Source organism: Vagococcus sp. QWL-13 (assembly GCF_058683555.1).
On sequence record NZ_CM178746.1, the window covers coordinates 402,070 to 425,684 of the forward strand.

Annotated in this window: 21 protein-coding genes; 17 read left to right on the plus strand and 4 right to left on the minus strand. The window is 41.4% G+C overall.

All coding sequences use genetic code 11. The features are described from left to right. Positions 1-6: 6 nt before the first annotated feature. The 9 genes from mmsB (at position 7) to AC4PHI_RS02050 (ending at position 8,775) form a co-directional block, all read left to right on the plus strand. Complete coding sequence (mmsB, locus tag AC4PHI_RS02010; protein ID WP_492200659.1) at positions 7-1,206, plus strand: multiple monosaccharide ABC transporter permease; 1,200 nt, start codon at positions 7-9, stop codon at positions 1,204-1,206. A gap of 12 nt (positions 1,207-1,218) precedes the next feature. Further along, positions 1,219-1,542: a PTS sugar transporter subunit IIB gene (locus AC4PHI_RS02015; protein WP_492200660.1), complete on the plus strand. Its 324-nt coding sequence runs from the start codon at positions 1,219-1,221 to the stop codon at positions 1,540-1,542. A 190-nt stretch (positions 1,543-1,732) separates the two neighbouring features. Next, positions 1,733-2,488, plus strand: coding sequence for a rhomboid family intramembrane serine protease (locus AC4PHI_RS02020; RefSeq protein WP_492200661.1), 756 nt, complete (start codon positions 1,733-1,735; stop codon positions 2,486-2,488). A 62-nt stretch (positions 2,489-2,550) separates the two neighbouring features. Beyond that, positions 2,551-3,759 carry an ROK family glucokinase gene (locus tag AC4PHI_RS02025; RefSeq protein WP_492200662.1) on the plus strand — a complete coding sequence of 403 codons (1,209 nt, stop codon included), beginning with the start codon at positions 2,551-2,553 and terminating at the stop codon, positions 3,757-3,759. A 1-nt stretch (position 3,760) separates the two neighbouring features. Continuing rightward, positions 3,761-4,156, plus strand: coding sequence for a rhodanese-like domain-containing protein (locus AC4PHI_RS02030; RefSeq protein ID WP_492200663.1), 396 nt, complete (start codon positions 3,761-3,763; stop codon positions 4,154-4,156). Between the two features lie 100 nt (positions 4,157-4,256). Next, entirely contained in the window at positions 4,257-5,027 is a 771-nt protein-coding gene (locus tag AC4PHI_RS02035) for a 4Fe-4S binding protein (protein ID WP_492200664.1), read from the plus strand. Between the two features lie 201 nt (positions 5,028-5,228). Beyond that, positions 5,229-6,518, plus strand: coding sequence for a homoserine dehydrogenase (locus AC4PHI_RS02040; protein ID WP_492200665.1), 1,290 nt, complete (start codon positions 5,229-5,231; stop codon positions 6,516-6,518). Between the two features lie 15 nt (positions 6,519-6,533). Continuing rightward, entirely contained in the window at positions 6,534-7,400 is an 867-nt protein-coding gene (thrB, locus tag AC4PHI_RS02045; RefSeq protein ID WP_492200666.1) for a homoserine kinase, read from the plus strand. 28 nt (positions 7,401-7,428) lie between these two features. Then, a complete protein-coding gene (locus tag AC4PHI_RS02050; protein WP_492201518.1) occupies positions 7,429-8,775 on the plus strand; it encodes an aspartate kinase in 1,347 nt (448 codons plus the stop codon). Positions 8,776-8,824: 49 nt separating this feature from the next. Here the strand turns inward: AC4PHI_RS02050 and thrC are convergent, their stop codons facing one another. After that, the gene (thrC, locus tag AC4PHI_RS02055; protein WP_492200667.1) at positions 8,825-10,315 is read right to left on the minus strand and encodes a threonine synthase; all 1,491 of its coding nucleotides are present in this window, start codon (positions 10,313-10,315) and stop codon (positions 8,825-8,827) included. 299 nt (positions 10,316-10,614) lie between these two features. Between thrC and AC4PHI_RS02060 the strand changes: the two genes are divergently transcribed. The 3 genes from AC4PHI_RS02060 (at position 10,615) to AC4PHI_RS02070 (ending at position 14,515) form a co-directional block, all read left to right on the plus strand. Next, positions 10,615-11,493 carry a helix-turn-helix domain-containing protein gene (locus AC4PHI_RS02060; RefSeq protein ID WP_492200668.1) on the plus strand — a complete coding sequence of 293 codons (879 nt, stop codon included), beginning with the start codon at positions 10,615-10,617 and terminating at the stop codon, positions 11,491-11,493. A gap of 192 nt (positions 11,494-11,685) precedes the next feature. After that, positions 11,686-12,615 (plus strand): CPBP family intramembrane glutamic endopeptidase, encoded by a 930-nt coding sequence (locus AC4PHI_RS02065; RefSeq protein ID WP_492200669.1) that lies wholly within the window; start codon positions 11,686-11,688, stop codon positions 12,613-12,615. Positions 12,616-12,802: 187 nt separating this feature from the next. Further along, complete coding sequence (locus tag AC4PHI_RS02070) at positions 12,803-14,515, plus strand: ABC transporter ATP-binding protein (RefSeq protein WP_492200670.1); 1,713 nt, start codon at positions 12,803-12,805, stop codon at positions 14,513-14,515. 67 nt (positions 14,516-14,582) lie between these two features. Here the strand turns inward: AC4PHI_RS02070 and AC4PHI_RS02075 are convergent, their stop codons facing one another. Together AC4PHI_RS02075 and AC4PHI_RS02080 are read right to left on the minus strand one after the other, a co-directional pair. Continuing rightward, entirely contained in the window at positions 14,583-15,197 is a 615-nt protein-coding gene (locus tag AC4PHI_RS02075) for a sugar O-acetyltransferase (RefSeq protein ID WP_492200671.1), read from the minus strand. Positions 15,198-15,271: 74 nt separating this feature from the next. Next, positions 15,272-15,730, minus strand: coding sequence for an S-ribosylhomocysteine lyase (locus AC4PHI_RS02080; protein WP_492200672.1), 459 nt, complete (start codon positions 15,728-15,730; stop codon positions 15,272-15,274). A gap of 336 nt (positions 15,731-16,066) precedes the next feature. On the opposite strand from AC4PHI_RS02080, the gene AC4PHI_RS02085 reads away from it, so the two are divergent. From AC4PHI_RS02085 to AC4PHI_RS02095, 3 genes are all read left to right on the plus strand, one after another. After that, entirely contained in the window at positions 16,067-17,743 is a 1,677-nt protein-coding gene (locus AC4PHI_RS02085) for a ribonuclease J (protein ID WP_492200673.1), read from the plus strand. A 268-nt stretch (positions 17,744-18,011) separates the two neighbouring features. After that, positions 18,012-19,331 carry a DRTGG domain-containing protein gene (locus AC4PHI_RS02090; RefSeq protein WP_492200674.1) on the plus strand — a complete coding sequence of 440 codons (1,320 nt, stop codon included), beginning with the start codon at positions 18,012-18,014 and terminating at the stop codon, positions 19,329-19,331. A 15-nt stretch (positions 19,332-19,346) separates the two neighbouring features. After that, entirely contained in the window at positions 19,347-20,306 is a 960-nt protein-coding gene (locus tag AC4PHI_RS02095; RefSeq protein WP_492200675.1) for a DHH family phosphoesterase, read from the plus strand. 49 nt (positions 20,307-20,355) lie between these two features. Here AC4PHI_RS02095 and AC4PHI_RS02100 read toward each other — a convergent pair whose 3' ends face one another. After that, positions 20,356-22,311: an ABC-F family ATP-binding cassette domain-containing protein gene (locus AC4PHI_RS02100; RefSeq protein WP_492200676.1), complete on the minus strand. Its 1,956-nt coding sequence runs from the start codon at positions 22,309-22,311 to the stop codon at positions 20,356-20,358. A 182-nt stretch (positions 22,312-22,493) separates the two neighbouring features. Here AC4PHI_RS02100 and AC4PHI_RS02105 point away from each other — a divergent pair, with 182 nt between their 5' ends. Both AC4PHI_RS02105 and groES read left to right on the plus strand, forming a co-directional pair. Continuing rightward, a complete protein-coding gene (locus AC4PHI_RS02105) occupies positions 22,494-23,126 on the plus strand; it encodes a redox-sensing transcriptional repressor Rex (RefSeq protein WP_492200677.1) in 633 nt (210 codons plus the stop codon). A 194-nt stretch (positions 23,127-23,320) separates the two neighbouring features. After that, on the plus strand, positions 23,321-23,605 hold the full coding sequence (gene groES, locus AC4PHI_RS02110) for a co-chaperone GroES (protein WP_492200678.1): 285 nt from the start codon (positions 23,321-23,323) through the stop codon (positions 23,603-23,605). Positions 23,606-23,615 lie beyond the last annotated feature (10 nt).

Sequence of the window (23,615 nt, forward strand, 5' to 3'; positions counted from 1 at the left end):
AATGGTATGGAAACGCTAAAAAAAGTAGACGAAAGAAAAAAATCTTTCGATGTGAAAGATAAACTGATGGATATTTTTAGCCGATACAGTATGGTAATCATCTTAGTCGCTTTGCTGATTGCCTTTCAAGTGATGACTGATGGTATTTTCTGGCGTCCGCTGAATATAACCAACCTAGTATTGCAAAACAGTCACATTTTAGTTCTGGCGGCGGGAATGCTATTAGTTGTATTGCTAGGACATGTGGATTTATCTGTCGGTTCCGTAATGGCATTTGTGGGTGCAGTGGCAGGCATGATGATGGTCAACAGAGGAATGAGTCCAATGTTAGCAGTGCCGCTTTGTCTTTTGATTGGAGCAGCAATCGGAGCATGGCAAGGATTTTGGGTGGCCTATGTAGGGATTCCGGCATTTATTGTTACACTGGCTGGATTGTTGATGTTTCGCGGGCTGACACAGGTGGTTTTGGGTGGACAATCACTGGCTCCGTTTCCTAGCAGTTTTCAAAAAATTTCAACAGGTTATCTGCCTAATATCGGCGGTGGGGAACTTCACCTGTTATCGATGATAATCGGTGCTATCATTACATTGGTATTAGTTTACTTTCAGTGGCGGGCAAGAGAACGCCGCAAGAAAAACTTGTTTGAAGTGCCGTCTTTTAATATGTTCCTTTTAAAAGCTGTATTTACCGGCTTGATTACTATGGGTATCACTTATGTTTTTGCTTCTTACCAAGGGTATCCCGTAATTCTAATCCTGTTAGGCATCATCGTCGCAGCCTATGGTTTTTTGACAAATCAAACGGTTGCCGGACGCCAAATTTATGCAACAGGAGGCAACAAAAAATCTGCAGAACTATCAGGAATTAAAACTAAGAAAATCACCTTTTTCGTTTTTGTTAACATGGGCATGATGGCTGCTTTGGCCGGCTTGATTTTGGCGGCGAGATTGAATGCAGCAACTCCGCAGGCGGGAACTTCTATGGAGCTGGATGCTATGGCGGCGGTGTATTTTGGCGGTGCTTCCACTTCCGGGGGAATCGGCACGATCATGGGGGCGATTGTTGGAGGCTTGGTGATGGGAGTCCTGAACAACGGAATGTCAATCTTAGGTATCGGTGTCGACTGGCAGCAGGCGATTAAAGGTTTGATATTACTGTTGGCAGTAGTATTAGATATTTACAATAAAAAGAAGAAAATTTCTTGATGAGGTGAAAAAATGACAGACTCTAAAAAAACGATTCTTTTGATTTGTACCGCCGGGATTACCACAGGACTTTTAGTCAAAAATGTTCAGCAGGCGGCAAACGAAAGAAATTTAGACGTTCATGTTTATTCAGCACCAGCTATCATTGCGGAACAAATCATTCAGAATCAGTCAGTAGACGCTTTATTGATCGGTCCTCAATCAAAGTATGAAGTGGAAAGATTGAAAGATTTTTTAGCGTACAAAGCCGTTCCGTATAAATTAATTTCAAAAGAAGATTATGAAACACTGGACGGGGAAGCCGTCCTGAACGATAGTTTGTCTTTATTAAAGTAAAAAATTAAAAAGTCTCTCTCAAAAAAGATATGTTTCCTTTAAAGCAAGCGTTCCTTTTGACTAACTGCTTAACGGGATTCAATTCAAAAATTGAGATAGGCTTTTTTATTTTCCCCAAACAACTCCAGATTTCTTCTATTAAAGAAAAAATGTTATAATACATGAATGATGGAAGGAGCAGGTGCAAACAATGAATTTTAATAATATAAATTGGCGTCGGTTAAAAAATGAATCATGGGTTACGATGTTGTTCTTAGGGGCGCAAGTAATTATATTTATTTTAATGACCTTGACTGGGCTGGCAAGAGGGCATGGTCTTTCCGGGACATACAGCGGAGAGATATTACATAAGTTTGGTGCAATCATGGTTCGTGATATTGTCATTTACCGTGAATACTGGCGTTTTTTAACACCTGTATTTGTTCATATCGGCTGGACTCACTTATTGTTTAATTCGATTTTCTTATATTTTGCCGGAAAAGATTTGGAAGAAGTGATGGGACACGTAAGATTTTTCTTTTTCTATTTATTGTGTGCCGTGGGGGGCAATATTTTCAGTTTTGCACTGACAAGTCCCGGGACAAATTCTATTTCAGCAGGTGCCAGTACCGCTCTCTTTGGGTTGTTCGGCGGCTTCATCGCCTTGGGACGTATTTTCCCTTACAATCCTAAAATCCAGTATATGGCACGGAACATGCTGACCCTAGCAGTTTTGAATATTCTTTTGAACTTGTTTAGTCCCGGCATTGATATGCTAGGGCACATCGGCGGCTTGCTGTCAGGACTTTTACTGGGCTTTGCTTTTTCTGCACCGAACTTAAAAGGAAACCGGTATGATTTTGTGGAAGATAACGTCCATCGGAGGATTGCTTGCGGTTTGGGTTATGTGATCGGTATTGCAGCGTTATTATTTTATGCTGCACAAGTTTACGGTGTGTATTATTGATTTTATTGAAAAAGTGAGTGAAATAATACTTTTTTATAGGTATAATAGAGGATGTATGTAAAATGCGGACACTTTATGATGTACAGCAATTGCTGAAAAGATTTGGCGTGTTTGTCTATGCAGGCAAACGTTTGTATGATATCGAATTAATGGAGCTGGAACTGCTTGATTTGAATGAGACAGGGTTGCTTGATGAATCCGATTTTAAAAAAGCCCGTCAAGTATTGGCAGCAGAATATCAAAATGAATTAAAATTACTGAGTGAGGAAAAGGAGGAGTTAGTGGTGAGTCGTAAATTAATCGGGATTGATTTAGGCGGAACGACCGTCAAGTTTGGGATTTTGAGTGCAGAAGGGGACATCCAGCAAAAATGGAGCATCCAAACTAATATCAATGACGGCGGTACTCATATCGTGCCGGATATCATTGAATCTATCCGTCACCGGATGGATTTATACCATATGACTAAAGAAGATTTTATCGGCATAGGTATGGGGACACCGGGGGCGGTGGATATCGTCAACGGCACGGTCATCGGAGCCTATAATTTAAATTGGGACACCCTTCAGCTGATTAGAGAGCAAATCGAAGGAGCCTTGGACATCCCATTTGTTTTGGATAATGACGCCAATGTGGCTGCTTTGGGAGAACGCTGGCGGGGAGCCGGGAACAATCATACCGATGTAACATTTATTACTCTAGGTACAGGCGTTGGCGGCGGCATCATCGCTGAAGGTCGTTTACTCCACGGAGCAGCAGGAGCTGCCGGAGAAATCGGGCACATCACTGTTGACCCTGATGGTTTTCAGTGCACATGCGGGAAAAAAGGTTGTCTGGAAACAGTTGCCAGTGCCACTGGTGTTGTGAGAGTTGCCAGAACACTGTCTGAAGAATACGCCGGCGATTCTCAACTGAAATGGATGATTGACGACGGACAAGATATTTCCAGCAAACTTGTCTTTGATTTGGCAAAAGATGGGGATGTTTTTGCTGATATGGTAGTGGAAAAAGTGTGCTTTTACCTTGGCTTGGCGTGCAGCCATATCGGGAATATGTTGAACCCGTCAGACATCGTTATCGGCGGCGGCGTTTCGGCAGCAGGAGATTTTCTGCTTGAGAGAATCAGAAAATATTTTGATCAATTTACTTTCAAGCAAGTGACTGAAAGTACAGATGTAAAGCTGGCAATCCTTGGTAACGATGCCGGGATTATCGGTGCAGCGTCTTTGGCATTGAAATTTAAAGAAACAGATTTAGAAAAGAGGAACTAGAGTGTTAAAACCTTTATGGATTTTTAATTACATACTGATTGCGATTTTGGTTTTTATCGGTTTGCGTGAGCTGTATTTACAAATAATGGCGAGAAAATCTGCCAAGATGATTGAGCAGGAGGAATTCCGCGAAAAAATGCGGACAGGGCAGACCATTGATCTGCGTGAGAAAGACAGTTATCAGGCAGGACATATTTTGGGCGCCCGTAACCTGGCTTATTCTACGTTTAAACAAACCTACATGGGTCTGCGCAAGGACACACCAGTGTTGTTGTACGATCAAAAGAAATCTTTGAGTATCAGGACAGCTAACTTTTTGAGAAAGAAAGGCTACAATGAAATTTATATTTTAAAAGGCGGTTTCAACGATTGGACGGGCAAAACCAAAAAGAAATAGCCGGACAAATTTTAAAAGGTGCTGGAAGAAAATACTTTCTGCACCTTTTTTTGTGCATGTTTTTAAAAAAGGTATCAAAATGTACTAAGGAGTGAGCAGCATGAAAAGTAGCGTCACAAGTATTTATTTTAGTCCCAGCGGTTCGACGGCGGCGATTGCCAAAATGATGGCAGGCGCAACGTTTGAAAAGGTGAACAAAAAAGATGTGTTGCGTAAACCATTGACCAAAGAAGTTGACCTTGAGTCCGATGATTTTTTATTGGTGACTGTTCCAGTATTTGTGGGACGAGTGCCGGCTGTATGTTTGGATTCTCTAAAATATTTAAAGGGCAATCAGACACCGGCAGTCGCAACGGTTGTCTACGGCAATCGGGCCTACGATGATGCTCTTTTGGAGTTGACGGATTTGCTGAGGCAAAACGGCTTTGCAGTTGTAGGAAGTGCAGCTGTGATTGCCCGTCATTCGATTTTCCCTAAAATAGCCAGCGACCGGCCAGATGTTGCCGATAGAGTATCCATGGAGCATTTTGTCAGGAAATGTGTAGAAATGGCGAGGAAAAGAAATTTCGGCGAATGCAGAGTCCCCGGCAAACGTCCTTACAAAGAGGGAAACAAATTGACACTTTACCCAACCGGCAATGAAAAATGTACTGTTTGCGGAAAATGTGCCGCCATTTGTCCAGTTGGAGCGATTCCCGTCGAACAGCCCCGTTTGACGGAACGTGACCTATGCATCAACTGTACGGCATGCATCACCGTTTGTCCTGAAAAAGCTAGAGGGTATGAGATGAAAGAGTACCCTGAGATGGAAAAAATGTTTCTTGACAATTACAGCCGCAGGTTAGAACCGGAATTTTATTATTCCAGTTGATTTTTCAGCAAATTTCGAAGCCAAATTAGAACACTTTGTCAGGATGGCAGGTGTTCTGATTTTGTTTTTCAGCATCAAAAAGAGATAAAACGCTTACTTTTTTAGGAAGCGTAGAAAAAGCTAGTTTTTTGCAGACAGCTTATGTATACTAATATCAATTATTAAAAAAAAATGAGAAAAGTTGACAGGGGGAAAATTATTTTGAAACAACGATTAAATATCGCCGTTTTAGGATTGGGCACAGTGGGTGGAGGCGTGCCGGCTTTGCTGGAAGAACATCGCGAAAAAATCTCCCAAGTGACTGGAATGGAAGTTGTCCTTACTAGGGCTCTAGTAAAGGACATGACGGAGGAAAAACCAGTTAAATTAGCGGAAGATTTCGGTTTTGAATTAACAGAAAACTTTGAAGATATTGTCAATGATAAAGAGATTCAAATCGTGGCGGAATTAATCGGCGGTATTGAGCCGGCGCGGACATTTATTAGACGTTCGCTGGAAAGCGGCAAGCATGTAATTACAGCCAATAAAGATCTTATCGCCCAGTTCGGACCGGAACTAGTTGAGATTGCCAAGGAAAAAAAATGCGATCTTTATTATGAAGCGAGTGTGGCCGGGGGAATTCCTATTTTGCGCACAATCAGCAACAGTCTGGTCGCGGACAGTATCGAAAAGATTTACGGTATCGTGAACGGGACGACAAATTTTATGCTGACAAAGATGCTCTTGGAGAAATGTTCTTACGAAGAAGCTCTGAGTGAAGCGCAGGCTCTTGGTTTTGCTGAAGCTGATCCTACCAATGATGTGGACGGCATCGATGCTGCGTATAAAATGGTGATTTTGACTCAATTTTCTTTTGGCATGAACATTTCAGTGGCAGATATGGATAAAGTTGGTATCAGAGGTCTGAAAGCAGAGGATATCGTAGTTGCTCAACAGTTAGGCTACGTCATTAAGCTATTGGGATCAGCAGAGATGACAAACGGCAGTGTGTCAGCTGAAGTCGGTCCCGTGCTGGTGCCGAAACATCATCCGCTGGCTTCAGTTCAGAATGAAATGAACGGTGTTTTTGTCAATAGTTCAGGTGTGGGAGAGTCCATGTATTATGGACCTGGTGCAGGAGAAAAACCGACTGCCACAAGTGTGATGAGCGACTTAATCACTATCGCAAAAAATATTCGTATGGAAACAACAGGACATCAGTTCAATCTATTTAATCAGGAGACCAAGCTGACACCGCCGGAAGAAGTTTTTTCAAAATATTATGTGGCAGTGGAAGTGCCTGATCAGCAAGGAATGCTTTTAAAAATTACCAGCTTGATGACAGAAGTAGGCGTCAGCTTTGACCAGATTTTACAGCAGCAATCTGACGGAAAAAATGCCCGGGTAGTTATCATCACCCACGAACTCAGCAAAGCACAAATGACACAAGTGAAAAAATCTTTTGAAGTCTCGCCGGATATCAAATTAAAATCAAGTTATCGAGTCTTGTAGGAGTGAAATCAAGTAATGAAAATACGCGTACCAGCTACCACAGCAAATTTAGGCCCAGGCTTTGATTCTTGCGGCTTGGCGTTAAATTTATATTTGACTTTAGAAATCGGGGAACCATCAAACGAATGGTCGATAGAACATGAAGTCCCTGGTATTCCCAAAGACGAGTCAAATTTGATTATCAAAACAGCATTGTCACTTGCCCCAAATATTCAGCCCCATCGTTTAGTGATGACAACGGAAGTCCCTTCTGCCCGCGGGCTGGGAAGCAGTTCATCAGCAGTTGTGGCGGGAATTGAATTGGCCAATATTTTGGGAGATTTGGGACTGAATGTTTACGACAAGCTGAAGATTGCCGCGAAAATCGAAGGGCACCCGGACAATGTGGCGCCGGCTATTTTAGGAGGCCTAGTGATCGCCAGCTTTGTAGACGGGGAGATCCACTACGAAGCAGCAGATTTTCCCGAAGCAGACTTGCTGGTCTATATACCTAAACATGAATTGCTGACAACAGAGAGCCGAGATGTTTTGCCCGAAACTCTTTCATATAAAGAAGCGGTTGAAGCGAGTGCTATTTCCAATATGCTGGTGGCGAGTTTGCTGAAAGGTAATTTGCCTCTTGCAGGGGAAATCATGATGAAAGACAAGTGGCATGAAAAATATCGTGAAGCATTGGTTCCTCATCTGACAGAAATCAAAAAATTGCAGACAGATTTTGGATTTTATGGGGCTGTTCTAAGCGGCGCCGGTCCGACGGTATTGATTTTATGTCCAAAAGATGGTTCTGCACAACTGCAGCAATTTCTAACCGATACTTATCAGGAACAAGCAGTAACGTTGAAATTGGATGTGGATAAGAACGGCGTCAGAATTGAGGATTAAGGAATAAGAAAAAATGGGGTTGAAAAAAATGAAAGTTGTGAAGTTCGGAGGGAGTTCTTTGGCTTCCTCAGTCCAGTTGTTAAAAACATTGCAGATTATCAAAGAGGACCCAAGCCGGAAATTTGTTGTGGTCTCCGCTCCGGGAAAACGTCATGAGTCGGATGTGAAAGTGACAGACCTGTTGATCGAGTATGCCCATGCTTTTATGGAAAAGCAGCCGATGGAAGAAATACAAAACAAAATCATTCAACGGTTCACTCAGATAACAGATGAGTTGGGGATTCAAGATGTTCAAGAAATCATTTCAGAAAACATTTTAAGTTTGGCTGAGATGAAAGAAGAGGATCCCGCAAGGATTATGGACGCCTTCAAGGCAAGCGGGGAAAATAACAATGCGATTTTGTATGCCAGCTTTTTAAGGAAAAACGGCTTGCCTGCGTCTTATGTGAACCCTAAAGAAGCAGGGATTATCGTAACAAACGAGCCCGGAAATGCAATGATTTTACCAGAAGCTTATGACGAGATTATTAAACTTCGGGACCGGGAAGGTATCTTAGTTATCCCGGGATTTTTCGGTTACACGAAGGACGGAAAAATTTGTACGTTCTCGCGGGGCGGATCTGATATCACCGGCTCTATTGTTGCAGCAGGTGTGAAAGCAGATCTGTACGAAAACTTTACAGATGTGGATGCGATTTTCTCCGCTCACCCGGGCATTGTCCGTCAGCCCCATGAAGTGGAAGAATTAACATTTAGAGAAATGCGTGAGTTAAGTTATGCAGGTTTTGGTGTTTTCCACGATGAAGCTTTGTTCCCGGTTTTTCGTGCAGACATTCCAGTAGTGATTAAAAATACTAATAATCCAGCGGCTCCAGGTACTAAAATCAGCACTACCAGAAAAGTCAATGGGTTGCCGGTGGTGGGTATTGCAGGGGATAGAGGATTTTGCAGTTTGTATTTAAGTAAGTATTTGATGAACAGAGAGGTCGGCTTCGGACGCCGAGTGTTGAATATTTTAGAGGATTTTGATATTAATTTTGAGCACATGCCTTCAGGAATCGATGATATTTCTGTTATTTTCAGAGAAAACCAGCTGGCACCTGAAGATGAAGACAAGTTGTTGACTCGACTGAAGGAAGAATTAGCTCTGGATGAGATTACCATCAAGCATGACTTAGCCATGCTGGCAATCGTAGGCGAAGGCATGAAAAGTGCCATCGGTGTGGCAGCTCGTGCCACCCAGTCCTTTGCTGACGCGGATATCAACCTTGAAATGATCAGCCAGGGGAATTCTGAAGTCACTATGCTGTTTTGTATCGAAGAGCGCTATTTGAATCGCGGCATCCGTGCGATTTATGATGCTTATTTTAAATAAAAAATAAAAACAGGATGAGAACATTTTGAGTTCTCATCCTGTTTTCTATTTAGCGAATGTCTAAAATATTTTCCACTGTTTGTTGCATATCCTCAGTTTTTATAGATGTATGATGCAGGACAGGTGCTTGACGAACATCTAAGACCGGTTCAGGTACTGCAATGTTTGAAAGTTCAGCCAAGTTATCTACCAAGTCATCTTCCACATCGGTCAGTTTTTCTGGTGCGATAGCACGGACCACTGCTTCTGGAAATTTGAATGGACTGGCGGTAGAAACAATCACTGTTTTTAAAGTGTCAGCAGTTTCTGCTTGATAGGTGTCAGCAGCTTTAACAGCAACAGCAGTATGGGGATCAATCACATAGGAAGATGCTTCATACACTTGTTTAATTGCCGCAGAAACTTCTTCTTCCTCGGCATAATCCCCATAAAAATCAACAAACTTTTGCCTCATGTCCGGGGACAGCTCATACTTCCCTTTTTGTTCAAGGGCAGACATTAATCGGGCCGTCTCTTGTGACGAATGATTTGTCAGGTAGTACACCAAACGTTCCAAGTTGCTGGAGATTAAGATATCCATCGAAGGACTGTTTGTGACAAAGAACGGACGGTTCTTATCGTAAAACCCTTTTTTGAAAAAGTCAGTCAAGACATTATTTTTATTTGAAGCACAAATGAGCCGCGAGATAGGGACGCCGATTCCTTTGGCATAGTAAGCTGCTAAAATGTTACCAAAATTACCAGTAGGAACTGAGAAATTGATTTCCTCGCCGATTGCGATTTCTTTCGCAGCCACCAGCTGGGCGTATGCATAAACATAATAAACGATTTGCGGGACCAATCTGCCCACGTTGATAGAATTGGCAGAAGAAAAAGCCATACCGTGGGAAGTTAGTGCATCTTTTAAAGTTAGATTGTTAAACATTTTTTTGACATTTCCCTGAGCATCGTCAAAGTTGCCGTCAATACTCACCACATAAGTATTGTCTCCCTTTTGGGTCAGCATTTGCTGCTCTTGAAATTTACTTACGCCATCTTTAGGGTAAAACACGATGATTTTGGTTCCCGGAACATCTGCAAAACCGGCCATTGCCGCCTTACCTGTGTCTCCTGATGTTGCCGTCAAAATAACGATATCTTTGTCCATTTGATTTTTAGCGGCTGCAGTGGTCAGCAAATAAGGCAGGATAGAAAGTGCCATATCTTTGAAAGCTAAAGTTTGTCCATGGAACAGCTCCAAGAAATAACGGTCGCCGTGTTTTACTAAAGGAGCGATTTTTTCGTTGGAAAACTTCTCGTCGTACGCAGAGTTGATACACCGCTGCAATTCCTCTTCGGAAAAATCCGTCAAAAATTCTTTCAAAATCTTATAGGCGACTTCTTGATAGGTCATAGCCGCCAATTCTTCAAAATCCAAGGTCATCTCAGGTAATCTTTCTGGGATAAACAGTCCGCCTTCATCTGACAATCCTTTTAGGATGGCTTGAGAGGCTGTTACTTTTTTATTTTTATCACGGGTGCTATTGTACATTATATTCATGCTGTTAACCTCCAACAAAACTTTTTCTCAACATTACCAGTCATTATATCATTTTTTCACTGAAAATGAATTTCTTTTTCTCATTTTATTTTAATAAAATTTATCGCCGTCTTTCTGGTGCCCCAACTGCGATTTTTTTGGCTGCCCGCTAGTGTGGCGGCTATCAGATAAATTTGTTTTCACTTTGGCAGAAAGGTTGATTTTACAAGGTTGAGCAGGAGCGCACGTATTAAGTGCTTGAAAGAAACGGCTGAAAGAGGGATAGTAAAAGTAGAAAAAAGTTTTTGAGGAGTGAGAAGATGCTGATTTCAAAAAATATCGTCAGATTTAGGAAAGAAAATAATTTAACGCAAAATGATTTGGCCGATGAACTAAACATTTCTCGGCAATCAGTATCAAAATGGGAAAACGGTGAGACAGTGCCAAGCATTGATAATTTGGTTCGGTTGAGCGGTATTTTGAATATTTCTTTAGATGAGTTGATTACAGGAGAGTCTTATTTGTCCTTTCCATTTGATTTTGGCCGGCCAAAAAACAAAGGACCTTTTCTGCTAATGACGTGCGGTGTCCTTATATCCGGTTTTTGGTCAGGGTATTTTAACCCGTGGGCGGGTGTTTTGATGGGGATTATTATCTATTTGTTTATTACCACGTTGTCTTTCTATGATTTTAAACGCTACTACAATTACTGGACTTTGGATAAAAAGAAACTCATTTATCCGGTAGGCCAAAAATTTCCTCTGTTAGATGATATATTTTTGCCGATTAAAGGATTTTTAGGATTTAGAAAAGTGAAAGAATTAGCTTATGCCGATATAAAATCGGTGGAATTGGTTTTGGTTAAATACCGATTCAATCCTAACAAAAGTGCTGTTGCCGGCTCGCTTTTCAGATATTATCTGCCCCGTCAGATGAGAGTTGCCAATGAACCGTTTTACTTAAAAATCACCAGTGTTGATAATGAGGTCGTTCATTTAGATGCGAGTTTCTATTATTTGTATTATACAAGGACATCAAGAGAACGTGTCTATTTGGCTCCAGTTCTATTGTTTTTAAAAAGAAAGCCTCTCAAGTTTATTGATAAGGATAATCTTTTGCCGATTATTGAAAAGAAGAAAAGTGTTTTTGATTATAAAGATTACTATGACCGGCGTTATGATACCACTGAAAGTCAGTAAAAAAATTAGCTCTTAAAAAAATCTTTGACAATTTATTTTTCTATTCTATGATGGTAAAAGGTGTGTTTTTTGTTTTTGAAAGGCAGACTAAATGTTTGGGCAGAAGATGCCTTGTTTTTATCAGCTGATTGCGGATAAGCAATGGAGAACAAGACGCTTTTTATCAACTATTATACTGATGGGAGAAATGTAATGTTAGAAACTAAAAGTTTGGCACTGACGAGAGAACAAAGAAAAGGGAGATGGTGGACGCCTGTCTTATGGACATTTGGACTGATGATTGCAGAAAGTCTGTTGTTTGTGATAGGTGTTTTTGTTTTCGGTCTGATATTTGTTACATTAGGGGGCAGTATTCCAAATCCAGCAGATTTTTTATCCTCAGACAGCGCTACGATGTTTAATCTTTTTTCTTTTTCGATTTTAGCTGCATTGACAATTCTATTAAGCAAAAAAATAGAAAAGCGGACGGTTCAATCCTTAGGTTTCTTTAAAGAGAAATTTATTTTTAATTATACGGTAGGATTAGGTGTTGGACTGCTGGAGATCATGCTGGTGGTTTTTGGCTGCCTGATGCTGGGGAGTTTATCTATAAAACTGAATGACTCTGTCGACTGGGGAGTAATTTTCATATTTTTCTTAGGATTTGCTGTTCAGGGATGGACCGAGGAGGTTCTTTTCCGGGGCTTTCTGATGAATGCCATTGCCAGTCAAAAAGGTGTTTGGTTTGGTATCATTGCCAATTCTTTGATATTTTCTTTTTTTCACGGCATGAATCCGGGGATTACCGTCTTGGCACTGGTAAATCTTTTTATCTTTGGTGTCATGTTTTCTTTGCTGTTTTATTTAAGTGATAATATCTGGCTTGTGGGGGCAGCTCACAGCATTTGGAATTTCATGCTCGGTCCAGTATTGGGAATCGAAGTGAGCGGGCAAAAAGTTCACACATCGGTTTTTGTCACCACACTGGATAAAGGGAAAATGCTGTTCAATGGCGGGAGCTTTGGTCTGGAAGGCGGTTTGGTTTGCACTTTGGCAGGCTTAAGTATTTGCGGAGTGCTTTATTATCTGATTAGGAGAAAAGACAACAGCAGCGGTGAGACAGGCGTCTCGTATCAGAGCTGACTTTCATTGCTGTCTGCGCTGTCTGCGAATATTTCCATCAGCTTTAATATAGAGAAACAGTAAAAGCAGAGAAAACACAGTATCCGTGACTATTTGAAAGAAGGGAAGACTCTTGAAAGGGAGCTTCCCTTCTTTACTTTTAAGTAAATCTTTGTTTAAATTAAAAGAATGGAGGAGGAGAGTTGTTTTGTTGAAACGTTTTTTCAGTTACTATAAACCGTATAAAAAATTATTTATTTTAGATTTTACTTGTGCTATTATTGCCGCCGGCCTTGAGCTGGCTTTTCCGATTGTCGTCAATGGTGTGATTGACGAGATTCTTCCTCAGGAGAACTGGCGTCTGATCGTTGTGGCGTGCCTTTCTTTATTGTTTTTGTATGTAGTGAATACCTTGCTTCAATATGTAGTAGTTTATTTTGGACATATGCTGGGGGTAAACATCGAGACAGACATGCGCCGGGAATTATTTGCTCATTTGGAAAGACAATCTTTTGAATATTTTGATGAGAGCAAAACAGGCAAACTAATCAGCCGTTTAACGACAGATTTATTTGAAATTTCTGAAGTTGCCCACCATGGACCGGAAGATGTGTTTATTACGATCATGACTGTGATTGGTTCTTTTATTCTCATGATGAGGATTCATGTCCAGCTGGCTTTGGCGACATTTATCATGGTGCCCTTTATCACATTGGCATTGGTTTTCTTCAACAAGAAGATGACAAGAATCAATACAGAAATTTATCATCGGCTGGGAGAATTTAATGCCGGTATTGAGGCTTCTGTCAGCGGGATTCGTGTAGTCCAGGCGTTTGCCAACGAAACTTTTGAAGAAAAACGCTTTGAAAGACTTAACCAAGGATATCGGAAAATTAAACTGGCTTTTTATAAAATGATGGCGGTCAGTTCTTCTTATAACTATTTGCTGATTCGCTTTATCAGTTTGTTTGCTTTGATTTTTGGCTCTTACTACGTCTTAAAAGGGGACATCACCACCGGGCAGTTCGTAGGATTTATTTTACTGTCTAATGTTTTCGTCCGACCTATTGAAAAAGTCAACACAATGATCGAGAGCTATCCTAAAGGAATCGCAGGTTTTAAACGTCTGACAGAAGAACTGGACCGGAAACCGTCCATCAAAGATCGTGCTGATGCTGTAGCGTTGCCTCCTGTCCGCGGTGACATCGAGTATCAAGGGGTTTCGTTTGCTTATGCTGACGGAACAAAAGTTTTAGATAATATTTCGCTGAAGATCAAAGCAGGGGAAACCGTTGCTTTCGTAGGTCCCAGCGGTGCCGGTAAAACCACGCTGACCAACTTGGTCCCAAGGTTTTATGAAATCACTGACGGAAGGTTGACGATTGATGGTCAGGATATCCGGGATGTGACTCTGCATTCTCTGCGCAGTCAAATCGGCATGGTCCAGCAAGACGTGTTTTTGTTTCCCGGAACGATCAAAGAGAACGTCGCCTACGGGAGATTGGCTGCAACAGATGAAGAAATCGAGGAAGCAGTTCGTTTGGCACATTTGGAAAAAGTCATTGACCAGATGCCGGACGGGATTGAAACAATGATTGGTGAACGGGGAGTGAAGTTGTCAGGGGGGCAGAAACAGCGGGTCGCCATTGCGCGGATGTTCCTAAAAAATCCGCCGATTCTGATTTTAGACGAAGCCACATCGGCTTTGGATACAGAAACAGAACAGGTGATTCAGGAATCGTTGTTCTCCTTGTCGGAAGGACGAACCACATTGATTATCGCCCACCGTTTGGCGACCATCAAATATGCGACACGGATTGTTGTTATCGGCGAAGACGGTATTGAGGAAGAGGGAACCCATGAAGAGCTGATGGCTTTAAATGGTGCTTACAAAAATTTATACGATGCACAATTTTCATAAGGATTTTTTGCCTAAAAGAAGCCTGGAGGTCAGTTTTGATTGAGAAACTGATCTCCAGGCTTAATATTTAATTGACAGAGAGATTTGTTTTTATCTGATGTTTTGTTCGGTCGGTTTGTTTTATCGGACGGATTGCCTTACATGGGTTTCCGGCAGCGATGACATTTGGAGGGATATCTTTAGTCACCACGCTCCCCGCACCAATGATGCTGTTTTTACCGATGGTAACCCCTTGCAGGACGCTGGTGCCGCCGCCCAGCCAGACTTTATCACCGATGTGGATAGGTTTGGAATAAACAATATTAAGTTCCGTCCGCTCTATGGGGTCTTCAGCATGGTTCGCTCCGTACAAACCTACTTTCGGACCGATATAGACATTATCCCCGATAGTTACTTCATTGCAATCCAGAATCACCATATCATGGTTGATATAGACGTGGTTTCCGATGGAGATATTAAAACCAAACTCACAGAAAAAATTTGGTTCGATATAAACATCTGTCCCAATTTCTTTCAATATTTTTTCTAAAATAGCCATGTCATACCGGTTTTCCGAATTCACCAGAAAATTATATCTCCGGCATTCCCGGATGGCGTTATTTCGTAGTCTTGCCACTTCTTCGCCTGCATCATCGTAAGGCGCACCGCTGTTTATCAGCGCTTTTATTTCCTCAATCGTCATAACAGCAACTCCTTAAAATTATTGAAAATCTCCCATTGACCTTATGGCGGGAAACTTGAGGGCTCCAGCTGATATTACAGGACACGTTCGAAAGGATCTAAACTAATTCCCTGTGCTAAGATGAGCTTTGCGTATTCTTGTGCGCCAAATAAGGAATGATCTTTATAATTTCCGCACTCTTTCGCAGTCACCGCAGGAATCGTTGTTGCTGTGACGACTTTTTCCAAAACTATTTTCAAAGCATCACGGATGTCTTTGATATCTTGTTCGCCCCACATGATCATGTAAAAGCCAGTCCGACAGCCCATGGGTGAAATATCAATGATGCCCGTTAATTCGTCACGCATCCAAGTGGCTAATAAATGTTCAAATGTATGGAGAGCGCCTGTGGGAAGGGCATCAGTATTGGGTTGAAGGAAACGCAAGTCGTATTTTTGAATCTTCACACCTTCTTGAGTTTCGGTGCCGGCTAAACGGACATAAGGTGCGTTAACTTTATGATGGTCTAATAAAAAACTTTCTACTTGTGCCATTTGTTTATTGTCCTTCTTTCTAGTTTTTAAGATGTGTTCACTATAGCAAGTCTGAAAAATGCTGTCAATGCAGGAATTTGAGACAAAAATTTATCCGGTTGGAAAGACAAGCTATTTTTACAAGAGTGTGTTAAAATGTAATAGATAAATTTTAGGACTGGCAATGAAAGATTTGGAAAGAAAGATGAAGGCTTCAATGAATGGGTAAAAAGCTTTTGCGAAAAATAATTTCATTCGATAGAAATTATTTTTTAAAAAATTGCTTTTTCTTTCGTTATTTTAACGTTTTTTTCTTATGCATATTAAAGTTTATTAATATTTGAAGAGGTGAAGAATTTGAGTTCAATAAAAATTATCCCCTTTGGCGGCGTACGTGAAAATGGGAAAAATATGTACGTGGTCGAAGTGGAGGAAGAAATTTACATTCTGGACTGCGGTTTGCAGTACCCGGAAAATGATTTATTAGGTATTGACGCGGTCATACCGGATTTTTCCTATTTATTAGAAAATAAAGACCGGATCGTGGGAATTTTTCTGACCCATGGACATGCAGACGGGGTCGGTGCACTGCCGTACTTGTTGGAAGCAGTCAGCTTGCCGGTTTTTGGTACAGAGCTGACCATCGAGCTGGCTAAACTTTACACAGCCGATTACCCGGCATCGAAACATTTCAATGATTTTCATGTGATTGATGAATTTACTGAGATTGATTTTACTAAAAGCACTGTCAGCTTTTTCCGCACAACTCATATTATTCCGGATTCTGTCGGAATCGTATTGAGCAGCAAGGAAGGCAACATTGTCTACACGGGAGATTTTAAATTTGATCATAGCGCTATCCCTATGTACCGCACTGATTTTTCCCGGTTGGCTGAAATTGGTAAAGAGGGAGTCTTTGCTTTGTTAAGCGATTCTTCCAGTGCCGAGAAGCCTGCACCTATCGCATCGGAGAAGAAAATCGCTGAAGAGGTCTTTGACACGCTGCGTTACTGGGAAGGCAGGATTATTGTGGCGGCTGTCGCCAGCAACATTCAAAGGATTCAGCAGATTCTAGATGCGGCACATCGTTCCAACCGGAAAGTATTGCTGACGGGTCGTGATTTGAATGAAATCATCGATGTGGCTATTCGGGTGAATAAATTAAAGCTGCCCAGCAAAGATTTGATAATTAAATACCATGACGTGAAAAAATATGCTCCAGAAGAATTGTTGATCTTAGAAACCGGCCGGATGGGGGAACCGATTAAATCTCTGCAAAGAATGGCTTCCGGTCGTGGACGGGGGTTGACGATTGGAGAAGGGGACTTAATCTACATTACCACGACGCCATCCACAGCCATGGAGACAGAAATGGCAAAAACAGAGGACATGATTTACCGGGCAGGGGGAACTGTGCGGACGATTTCCGACAACATTAAAGTTTCTGGCCATGCCAGTCCTGACGATTTGCAGTTGATGCTAAATCTTATGAAACCAAAATATTTTATCCCTATTCAAGGGGAATACCGGACCTTGGCTGCCCATGCTGACTTGGCTCATGAAGTGGGCATTCCTTATAAAAATATTTTCCTTACCGGCCGCGGCGATGTGTTAGAGTTTGACGGAAAACGAATGCACATGGCGGGAACGGTTGAGGCTCAAAATATTATGGTGGACGGTATCGGCGTGGGAGACATCGGCAACATTGTTCTGCGTGACCGCCGCGTATTATCAGAAGATGGTGTGTTTATCGCTGTCGCTACAATCAATCGAAAAACCAGAAAAATCGTTTCAAAACCGCAAATAACTTCGCGCGGGTTTGTCTATGTTCGCGAGAGTCGTGAATTGTTGTCAGAGAGTGCTAAAATTGTCGAAAAAATTGTCGAGGAAAATTTAGTAGACAATGATTTTGAATGGAGCAAACTGAAACAGAGCATACGAGACGAATTGAGCCGCTATTTGTTTGAACAAACGAAACGCCGGCCAGTGATTTTACCCGTCATCATGGAATCAAGCCAGAGAAGACGCGGATAAAAATCTAAGAGGCAGACTTTTCAGCCGTTTTAAATTTGAAATAACAGTAAATATCAAGAAAGCCACGAAATCATTGCTTTAGCTAAATGATTCCGTGGTTTTTTCTATTTATAGACTTTGGGCTTCGTCTTTATTTATTTATTTTTAATAAACTGTTGTGGTACACTAAGGTGAAAACTGTTATACTTTTTATCATTAGAGGAAAGAGACTGTTAAGAACTTCGAGACATGAACGGAAATAATTTAAGGGAGAAAAAGGAGGAAGTCTATGAGTACGAAGCACGATCAAATTTTAGCTTATGTTGAAAGCCTGCCTGTTGGGGAACGGATATCGGTTCGCGGCATTGCTAAAAATTTGGGTGTCAGTGAGGGGACGGCTTACCGAGCGATTAAGGCAGCAGAAAATGAAGGACTGGTTTCTACAATCGAGCGGGTGGGTACGATCCGGATTGAACAAAAGACCCAGGGGACGATTGAAAAACTGACGTTTAATGAGCTGGTTAAAATCATTGAAGGTACGGTTTTAGGAGGAAGTGAAGGGCTGGATAAACCTTTGGTGAAATTTATCATCGGAGCCATGACACCAGAAGCGATGGAGCCGTACATTTCATCAGGCTCACTGATGATTGTGGGGAACAGGAAAGAAGTTCAGGAGCTAGCACTGAAAAGAGATGCCGCTGTGTTGGTGACTGGGGGCTTCTCAATTTCAGAAGAAACGAAAAAATTGGCAGATGAAGTGAAAATGCCCGTGCTAGGGACTTCTTATGATACTTTTACCGTAGCTAGTTTGATTAATCGGGCTATCAGCGATCAAATGATCCGCAAAGAAATTTTGCTGGTAGGAGACATTTATACAAAGTTAAGTTTGACGGATTATTTATACCATACTGATACAGTTGCAGATTACGAAAAAAAATCTCTTGAGACCGGACATTCCCGTTTTCCTGTGGTAAATAAAAATATGCGGGTTTTAGGTGTGGTCACTTCAAAAGATGTGATCGGACGGCAGGCAAAACAAGGCATCGAAAAAGTCATGACGAAGGAAACCACTAATGTTAAACTTCACATGAGCGTTGCCAGCGTGGGGCATTTGATGATTTGGGACGGACTGGAAATGATGCCTGTAGTGGAAGATGATTTAACATTGATTGGTATTATCTCTCGAAGAGATGTGATGAGGGCCATGCAGATGGCACAGCGTCAGCCGCAAGTAGCCAATACCATGCCGGATCAAATTTCTGAAGCAATCACTGAGGTTGATACGGAAGATAAAAACAATTTTATTTTGAGTGTTGTTATTTCACCTCAGATGGTGGATAATATTGGGACATTATCTTATGGGGTCTTGAGTGAAATCATCACCAGTTCAGTCAGACGGGTGATGCATAAACAAGAAAAAAGAAATATCGTTATCGAACAAGTTTCGCTGTACTATTTTAAAGTCATTCAAATCGAAAGCCAAATCGAAATTGTCCCTAAAATTTTAGAGATTGGCCGCAGATCAGCGAAACTAGATGTAGAAGTCAAACTGGACAACACGATTGTTGCGAAAGCCATCGTTGTTTGTCAATTGATGGGTAAATCATAGAAAGTGGGCAGGAAAATGAGTCAGCAGAGGGAAATTTTGGGAGAAATAAAAGCATATAAAAAAATTATCATTCACCGTCATGAACGCCCTGATCCGGATGCCTTGGGTTCCCAGTTGGGATTGGCGGCCATACTGCGTGCTTCTTTCCCGGGAAAAACAATTTATTGTGTCGGCGATGAAGAAAGATCCTTGAGTTATATGGGGCGTATGGATATTATTGCTGATGAGATTTATCAGGGAGCGCTAGTCATTGTGACAGACACGGCAAATGCACCAAGAATCTCAGATAAGCGTTATGGTTTAGGTGATAAGCTGATAAAAATCGACCATCATCCAAATGACGAACCTTATGGTGATATCATGTGGATTTCGACTGAAGCGAGTAGCTGCAGCGAAATCATTTATGACTTTTATAGTTCTTTTTCTGATGAACTGGTAATGACAGAGGACGCTGCCAGACTGCTTTATGCCGGAATCGTTGGAGATACGGGAAGGTTTTTATATCCTTCGACTACCAGCCATACATTTCAGGTAGCCTCTGAGTTAAGAAAATATCCCTTTGATGCTGCTTTAATCAACCGGCAAATTTCGGAAATCCCGTGGAAAGTAGCCAGACTAATGGGATATATGCTGGAAAATATCGAGTGCGATGACAACGGTGTAGCACGGGTCATACTTCCCTACGAGCTGTTGAAAAAATATCATGTGGCTGACGGGGATACAGCAGGTTTGATTCCGATTCCCGGAAATATTGACAAGGTTGTGATGTGGGCATTGTTCGTGGAACAAGAAAAAGGATTTTACCGCGTAAGGATGCGCTCGAAAGGACCGACCATCAATGGACTTGCCAGAGAACATCACGGCGGAGGACATCCGCTGGCAAGCGGTGCTTCGGCAAGAGATTTGGCAGAGGTAGATGTGATTTATCAAAAGATGCAGGAATTGGTTGCTAAAAGCAAACAATCCATGGATTGATTAGTTATCAAAAAACGGCAGAATGCGTTGCGCATTCTGCCGTTTTTTTTTAAGTTGCTTTTTCCAGTTTCGTACTGCTTTCTTCCCACTCTTCCATGACTTTCAGCTGTTCTTCTTCCAGTGCATCAACTTCTTTTTGAAGATTGGCTAACTCGATATGGTTGGTGAGAATCTGAGGCAGTGTCATCCGTTCATGAATCTCTTCAATTTCTTTTTCAATTTTTTCCAGCTGTTCTTCGGCACTGCGGACTTGCCGTTCCAGTTTTCTGATTTCTTTTTGTATTTCTTTGGAGCGGTAATATTCTTTTTGGTTTGTTGTTTGCGTATGTGTTTCTGACACTCCCTGTGTAGCATAGGCTTCCTCGGCTTTCATCCGTGCCAATTCTTCCAGCTCTGCCTTTTTTGCCACATAATAATCATAATCACCTAAAAATTCCTGAGACCCTTTTTCAGATAATTCTACGACTTTAGTGGCGATGCGATTGATAAAATAGCGGTCATGGGAAACGAACAGAATTGTTCCCTCAAATTCAATCAAAGCATTTTCCAAAACTTCTTTGCTGTCGATATCCAGATGGTTCGTGGGCTCGTCAAGTATCAGAAAATTATGCTTTTTCATGGATAATTTAGCCAATGCCAGCCGTGCTTTTTCTCCGCCGCTGAGAAAAGGAACGGTTTTGCTGACATCATCCCCGGAAAAAAGGAAACTGCCGAGAATGGAACGGATATCTTTTTCTGGAGTGGTAGGATGTTCGTCCCATAACTCTTGAAGTACTGTTTTATTAGAGCGCAAATTACTTTGCTCCTGATCGTAGTATCCAATCATGACATTAGTTCCAGTGGCAATCTGCCCTTCAATCAGAGGATGCTCTTTTATGATGGATTTTAGCAAGGTTGATTTGCCGATACCATTAGGGCCTACCAAAGCAACAGCTTCTTGCCGGCGGATGTCTAACTCGATTGGCTTGGCCAGCACTTGTCCATCGTAACCGATAGCCGCTTTTTCGACTTGCAGGACCACATTGCCTGATTTTTTTTCAATGGAAAAGTTAAAATGTGCCGATTTTTCATCTCCCACCGGTTTTTCCAGCCTGTCCATTTTTTCCAGTTGTTTGCGTCTGCTTTGAGCCCGTTTCGTGGTGCTTGCCCTAACGATGTTTCTTGCCACAAAATCTTCTAATTTATGGATTTCTTCTTGCTGTTTTTCATAAGCTTTCCACTCTGATGTCAAACGTTGTTCCTTGATGTCAAGATAAGTCGTATAGTTTCCTTTGTAATAAGTAATCTGGCTGCGGCTCAACTCATAAACTTCTGTGACGATTTTATCTAAAAAATAGCGGTCATGAGAGACGATGAGCAAGGCTCCCCGATAATTTTGCAAATAGTTTTCCAACCAGGAAAGAGTGTCGATATCCAAGTGGTTGGTAGGCTCGTCAAGAATCAGCAGTTGGGGCCGTTCCAGCAATAATTTTGCCAATGCTAGACGGGTTTTTTGTCCGCCTGACAGACTGTTGACCTTACGTCCGTAGTAGCTTTCATCAAATTGAAAACCATTCAATACGGTCTTGATTTCTGTTTCATACATGTACCCATTTTGCTGCTGAAAATCATGCTGCAGCTGGTCATAATCTTTTAATTTTTTTTGAAACTCAGCCGAGTCTTGGCCGGAAGTATGGCGGCTGATATCCAGTTCTAATTGTCTGATTTTTTCTTCCATCTGTATAAGATGAGTGAAAGAGTCCCGCATCGCTTCCCAGATGGTCTTTTCAGAAGTGAATCCGGTATTTTGTGCCAGATATCCTAGAGTCAGTCCTCGTATTTTCGTCACTTGACCTTCATCCGGGGATTCAATGTCTGCTAAAATTTTCAATAAGGTGGATTTGCCGGCACCATTTCTTCCGACTAAACCAATCCGGCTGTTGTCTTTGATTTCGATGTGAATGTGTTGAAATAAAATATCTGCTCCGAAAAAACGAGCAATATTGTTTCCTTGTAATAAAATCATAACGGTTTTCTCCTAAAAAACATGATAAATTAAGTTTATCATATCATAAAGGGAAGAGAGAAATGAAAAAAGCTTTGAAATATCGGTTTTCAAACAGAAAAATTGCACAAAGTAAACTTTTATTGATATGATGTTAATGTGAGTAATAGAACAAGCTAATGTTAGAAAGGAATAAATGCAGTATGAAGAATAAACCGATTCCAAGGGCGACGGCGAAAAGGTTGCCTTTATATTATCGTTATTTGAAAGTTTTGTTTGATTCCGGAAAAACAAAAATTTCTTCAACAGAACTTAGTGAAGCAGTGAAGGTGGACAGTGCCACCATTCGCCGTGATTTTTCCTACTTTGGAGAATTAGGCAAACGGGGATATGGCTACGATGTGGAAAGTCTGCTTGAATTTTTTGGACGCATGTTGACAGAGGACCGTCTGACTAATGTGGCATTAATCGGGGTCGGGAATCTGGGGAGTGCTTTGCTTAAATATGGTTTTCATCAAAACAATAATATCCGGATCAGTGCCGCCTTTGATGTGAAGGAAGATTTGGTGGGACGGATTGTGGACGGTATTCCTGTTTATCCGATGGAAGACATGGCAGAGCAAATCCGGCAGCAGCAGATTGAAGTGGCGATTTTAACGATTCCTTCAGAAAATGCTCAAGATGTTGCAAATAAATTATACGAGGCAGGGATTCGCGGTATCATGAATTTTACCCGTGTCCGATTGAATACACCTAGCAATGTTCACGTTCAAAGTATCGACTTGACGAATGAACTGCAAACGTTGATTTATTTTTTGAATCATTACACGGATTAAAAAATGAGCGAGAGCTTGATAACACTTGATTTGGAACTTCTCCTATCTCAGGAGGAGTTTTTTTCTTTGTGTATTTTTTGTTGAAACTTAGGATAATACTTGCAAAAATCTTCAAGAATGAGTATCATAATAAATGTGAGTTAGCACTTGAAGTTCAAGAGTGCTAAAAAAGAAAATTGATGGAGGGATTTAAGTTGTTAAAACCATTAGGAGATCGTGTCATTATTGATGTAGCTCAAGAGGAAGAAGTGACTGCAGGAGGTTTGGTCTTAACTTCAGCAGCTAAAGAAAAACCACAAGTCGGGAAAGTGCTGGCTGTTGGTGACGGTCGTACGTTAGACAATGGAGAAAAATTACCGATGTCAGTTAAAGTCGGCGATCAAGTTGTTTTTGAAAAATATTCAGGTTCAGAGATTACTCACGCAGGTGAAGAATACCTGATCGTTCATGAAAAAGATATTATCGCTATCGTAGAATAAAACTTGAAAG